This window comes from Promineifilum sp. (SeqCode) (assembly GCF_041918635.1).
Taxonomy (GTDB): Bacteria; Chloroflexota; Anaerolineae; order Promineifilales; family Promineifilaceae; genus Promineifilum.
This window is the reverse complement of the sequence record NZ_JAYRVJ010000271.1, coordinates 1-5,283: the sequence shown is the minus strand read 5'-3', so window position 1 is coordinate 5,283 and position 5,283 is coordinate 1. Positions and strand designations below refer to the sequence as shown.

General features: G+C 65.9%; 5 protein-coding genes. 4 read left to right on the top strand and 1 reads right to left on the bottom strand.

From position 1 onward, the window contains the following. Positions 1-249, bottom strand: a 249-nt coding sequence (locus tag ACE3UY_RS08980) for a non-canonical purine NTP pyrophosphatase (RefSeq protein ID WP_374687204.1), incomplete at its 3' end; no start/stop codon positions are given. A gap of 86 nt (positions 250-335) precedes the next feature. On the opposite strand from ACE3UY_RS08980, the gene ACE3UY_RS08975 reads away from it, so the two are divergent. The 4 genes from ACE3UY_RS08975 to ACE3UY_RS08960 all read left to right on the top strand — a co-directional run bounded on the left by ACE3UY_RS08975 (position 336) and on the right by ACE3UY_RS08960 (position 5,278). Continuing rightward, positions 336-854, top strand: a complete 519-nt coding sequence (locus tag ACE3UY_RS08975; RefSeq protein WP_374687203.1) for a DUF177 domain-containing protein — start codon at positions 336-338, stop codon at positions 852-854. Positions 855-990: 136 nt separating this feature from the next. Continuing rightward, positions 991-2,262, top strand: a complete 1,272-nt coding sequence (gene obgE / locus ACE3UY_RS08970; RefSeq protein ID WP_374687202.1) for a GTPase ObgE — start codon at positions 991-993, stop codon at positions 2,260-2,262. 76 nt (positions 2,263-2,338) lie between these two features. Continuing rightward, on the top strand, positions 2,339-3,544 hold the full coding sequence (locus ACE3UY_RS08965; protein ID WP_374687201.1) for an SAM-dependent methyltransferase: 1,206 nt from the start codon (positions 2,339-2,341) through the stop codon (positions 3,542-3,544). 132 nt (positions 3,545-3,676) lie between these two features. Continuing rightward, positions 3,677-5,278, top strand: a complete 1,602-nt coding sequence (locus tag ACE3UY_RS08960) for an amidohydrolase (protein WP_374687200.1) — start codon at positions 3,677-3,679, stop codon at positions 5,276-5,278. Positions 5,279-5,283 lie beyond the last annotated feature (5 nt).

Here is a 5,283-nt window from a genome sequence, read left to right as displayed (position 1 = left end):
CAGCGCGTCCACCTCCAGGCCGGAGTCGTCGGCCAGCGTCAGCAGGCCGGTCTGCCGCGCGTAGGCGACAGCCTTCAGGATCGCGTTGTCGCGGAAGGTGGCCCCCGTCTCGGCCACGTCCTCGGCGACGCCCGCCTCATCGAGCGTCAGCCACTCAATCGCCAGATCGCTCAGAATGTCAGCGTACTCGGCCACTTTGCCCTTGTTGTGCGAGGCGACCAGGAGCCGCCGGTCAGTAAGGTTAACCACTGCTGATACCCTCGTCCGCAGACTGCGCGGAAAGACGCGCTTATGTTATACTCCCATTCTATCTCTAACTGAGTTGGAGGCTTAACATGAAAATGTCACGTCTGCGGTTTAACTTCGGCTTCCTGCTGGAAGCCGATTTCGGCACGATCCGCCTCATCGAACTCGACTACCCCACCATCAAGCTGAGCGAAGACGTGACCCTGACCCCGCTAACGGGCTCCTTCACGGCCACCCGCACCACCGAAGGCATCTACATTCAAGGCCAACTGCAAAGCGCGCTCAGTATGGAGTGCGTCCGCTGCCTGGAGGAGACGATCGTTCCGGTTGACATCTCGCTCGACGAGTTGTTCTATTACCCGCCCCACAATGCGCCTCCAGGCGAACCATTTGTCGGGGAAGACGGTATGATCGATCTGGGTCCGCTGGTGCGCGAGCTGAGTCTGCTCGGCGTGCCCATCAAGGTATTGTGCCGGCCGGATTGCCTGGGGCTATGCCAGGAGTGCGGCGCGAATCTGAACTACGGCGACTGCGACTGCGTGGAAGAGGAGATCGACCCGCGCCTGGCCACCTTGCAACAATTGCTCAATCAGGAAGAAAGACGCTGATTTGGCGTTTTAAGAAGAAGCGAAGAGGAACAGAGAGGCACAAAGATCGCACAGAGTTCCACAGAGAGTCTTCTCTCTGTGGAACTCTGTGTCTGCCCTTCGTGTAACTCTGTGTACCTCTTGATTCAGGTAACCCATGTTTTACGATGAAGCCAAAATCCACGTCCGCAGCGGCGACGGCGGCGATGGAATGATCAGTTTTCGCCGGGAAAAGTACGTGCGCCAGGGCGGCCCAGACGGCGGCGACGGCGGCCGGGGTGGCGACGTTATCTTCGTCGCCTCTCCCCACCTGAACAGCCTGGTCACCTTCCAGCACAACAAGCACTATCGGGCCGGCAACGGTGTGCACGGGACTGTCCAGCGCATGACCGGCGCGGGCGGCGCGGACTTGCGGCTGGAAGCGCCTGTCGGCACTATCATCCGCAACGCCGAGACGGGCGACGTGCTGGCCGACCTGACCGAGACCGGCCAGGAGGTCGTCATTCTGGCCGGTGGGCGTGGCGGTCGGGGCAACATCCACTTCGCCAACAGCCGCGATCAGGCCCCGCGCGTCGCCGAACGGGGCGAGCCGGGCGAGGAGCTGTGGCTGGCGCTGGAACTCAAGCTCATCGCCGACGTGGGCATCGTCGGCGTGCCCAACGCCGGCAAGTCAACCTTGCTATCGGTTGTCAGCGCCGCGCGGCCAAAGATCGGCGACTACCCGTTCACTACCCTCCAGCCTAATCTGGGCGTGGTCGAACTGCAAGGGTACGAGACGATGGTGCTGGCCGATATCCCCGGCCTGATCGAGGGCGCATCGGCCGGCGTCGGTCTGGGCCACGACTTTTTGCGCCACATCGAGCGCACGCGCGTCCTCATCCACCTGCTCGACGGCATGGCCGAGGACCCGCTCCAGGATTGGGCGATGATCAACGAGGAGTTGGCCCTTTATAACCCGACGTTGGCGGCCAAGCCGCAGCTCGTCGTCCTCAACAAGATCGATCTGCCCGACGTGAAGTCGCTGGAGCCGCTCATCCGCGAGGAGATCGCCAAGGCCGGCCATCCGTTCATGAGCATCTCGGCCGTCACCGGCGAGGGCGTGCGCCCCATGCTCTACGAGGTCAAGCGCATGCTCGACGCCGCGCCGGCCGCGCGCCCGCTGCCGGCCGAGCATGAGCCGGTGGTCATCCGTCCCAAGGCCGACGAACGGCAGTTCACCATCAAGCGCGAGGGCGGCAACGTCTGGCGCGTCTCCGGCAAGGAGATTGAGCGCGTGGCGGCCATGACCTACTTCGAGTTCGACGACTCGTTGATGCGCTTTCAGACAGTGCTGCAGAGGATGGGCATTACCGCCGCGCTGACCAAGGCAGGCGTCAAGGTTGGCGACACAGTCCACATTGGCGATGAGGTGTTGGAGTGGGGTGAATAGCTTCATGCTCACTGAAGAGTAGCCGAGAAGAGGAACACAGAGACACACAGAGGGCGGACACAGAGTTCCACAGAGTATGATGTCCGAACAAAATGAGATGGCGCTGCTCCGCGAGGCCATTCTGGGAGACGGCCTGGTCGAGGCTGTTTTCCAGGGCGCGCAACGCGGCGCGGCCCCGCCCTGGCCGCGCGTCGCCATTCGCCCGGTGCGGATCCGCCAGGCGCGCCACCTGCAATTCGCCTACTTCGACGGCGTGCAGGAGGTGGCCAAGAACTATCGGGGCGAGGAGGCCGGGGCTAAGCTCGATGAGTTGCTGGCCCTGCCCTTCAAGAGCATCCAGGCCATCACCGCCGGCGAGACCTTGCGCGTCCAGTTCAGCAAGAAGGGCCGGGCCATCCTCCACCGCGAGCGTCGCCACCAGGAGCAGACGATCCCCCTGGAACTGGCCCACGACCGGGCCAAACCGTCACTCTTGCCGGAAGACGAGCCGATCCCCTTCCTGCAAGCGCTGGGCGTCATGACCGCCGACGGCCGCGTGCGGGCCGACCAGCAGCGGAAGTTCCGCCAGATCAACGAGTTCCTGCGACTCATCGAGGAGACGGGCGAGTTGGCGGAGTTGACGGAGCGGCCGGTGCGGGTAGTCGATCTGGGCTGCGGCAGCGCGGCGCTGACCTTCGCCACTTACTACTATCTCAATGAGGTCAGGGGCATCCCGGCGACGCTGACCGGCGTGGATACCAAGGCCCACCTGCTGGAGCGCCACCGGGCGACGGCCGAGCGGTTGGGCTGGGATGGCATGCGCTTCCAGACGGCCCGCATCATCGACTACGAAGCCGACGCGCCGGCCGATATTGTCCTGGCCCTCCACGCCTGTGACACGGCCACCGACGAGGCGCTGGCCCGCGCCGTCCGCTGGGGCAGCCGGCTCATCTTCAGCGCGCCCTGCTGCCACCACCACCTGCAGGCCCAACTGGCCGCAGCCGAGACGCCGGAGCCGTTTCGCCCGGTGCTGCGCCACGGCATCCTGCGCGAGCGGCTGGGCGACACGCTAACCGACGCCTTCCGCGCCCACATCCTGCGCCTGCTGGGTTACCGGGCGGAGGTGCTGGAGTTTGTGGCCGTGGAGCACACACCCAAAAACCTCATGATCCGCGCCGTCCACACCGGCGCTCCCGCCCTGCCCTCCCTGGTCGCCGAGTATCGGGCCATGAAAGCGTACTGGGGCGTGACACCTTTCCTCGAAGAACTGCTGCGCGATAGACTTGTCGCGGTTTTGAGTTGACTAAGAAGAGGAACACAGAGTGACACAGAGGGCGGCCACAGAGTTCCACAGAGAAAGAAACACTCTTCCTCTGTGGAACTCTGTGTGATCTCCGTGTCCCTCCGTGTTCCTCTTACATTATAGGTAAATGACGTGACTGCTTCGCTTATCCTGACCAACGGACACATCTACACTATGGACCCGGCCCACCCCACGGCCACCGCCATCGCCATCCGCGACGGCCGGATTTGGGCCGTCGGCGGCGACGAGTTACGAGAGCTGCTGACTAGCGACGACGAGTGGATCGATCTCGACGGCCGGTGCGTCACGCCCGGCCTGGTCGATGCTCACGTTCACTTCCAGCACTTCGCCCTCAGCCTCCAGAACGTTGACCTGGACGGCGCGCCCACCCGCGCGGCGGCGCTGGATCGCGTGCGCGCCTTTGTCGCGGAGCGGCGCGGCGAGATGGGCTGGCTGCGCGGCCGGGGCTGGTCGCAGGACGCCTGGCCCGACCGCGCCTTTCCGACGGCGGCCGACCTCGACGCTATCCTCCCCGACCGGCCCGTTTTCCTGTCGCACAAGAGCGGCCACGCGGCCTGGGTCAACACGGCGGCGCTGCGGCTGGGCGGCGTCGGTGCGGCCACGCCCGACCCGCCCGGCGGCCAGATTCAGCGCGGGCCGGACGGCGCGCCGACGGGCATCCTGTTCGAGGAGGCCATTGATCTGGTGGCGGCGCGGATCCCGCGGCCGACGACGGCCGAACTGGTCGAGGCCATGCGCCAGGCGCAGGCGTACTGCTGGTCGGCCGGCCTGACCGGCCTGCACGACTTCGACGGCCGCGACTGCTTCCGGGCGCTCCAGGTCTTGCGCGAGGCGGGCGAGTTAGGGCTGCGCGTCGTGAAGAACGTGCCCGTCTACCGGCTGGAGCACGCCCTGGGCGTCGGCCTGCGTTCCGGCTTCGGCGACGACTGGCTGCGCATCGGCGGGGTCAAGATCTTCGCCGACGGGGCGCTTGGCTCCAAAACGGCGGCGATGATCGCGCCCTATGAGGGCGAGCCGGACAACCTGGGCATCGTTGTGACCGACAAGGAGGAGATGCTGGAAAAGGCCCGCGAGGCCAGCGCCGGGGGTCTGAGCGTCACTGTCCACGCCATCGGCGACCGGGCCAACCACGACGTGCTGGATGTATATGCCCTGCTGCGCGAGGAAGAAGCGGGCCGCTCCGGCCCGCGGCTGCGCCACCGTATCGAGCACGTTCAGGTGCTGCATCCCGCCGACACGGGCCGGCTGGCCCAACTGGGGATCATCGCCTCCATGCAGCCCATCCACGCCACATCGGACATGGACATGGCCGACCGCTACTGGGGCGAGCGCGCCCGACTCAGCTACGCCTGGCGGACGATGCTCGACAGTGGGGCGACGCTCGTCTTCGGCTCCGACGCGCCGGTGGAGCGCATCGATCCGCTGCCGGGCATCCACGCCGCCGTGACACGCCGCCGCGCCGACGGCCGCCCTGGCCCCGGCGGCTGGTACCCGGAGCAACGCCTGACGATGGCCGAGACGATCCACGCCTTCACCCGCGCCGCGGCCATCACCGCCGGCCAGGAAGTGCGCCAGGGCAGTATCGCTCCCGGTAAGCTGGCCGACCTGACCATCTTCGACCGCGACCTGTTCGCCGCCCCCGCCGACGAGCTGCTGGATGTGGGCATCGCGGCCACCATCGTCGGCGGCGTCTTTCGTTACCGCACCTGGTAAGAAAT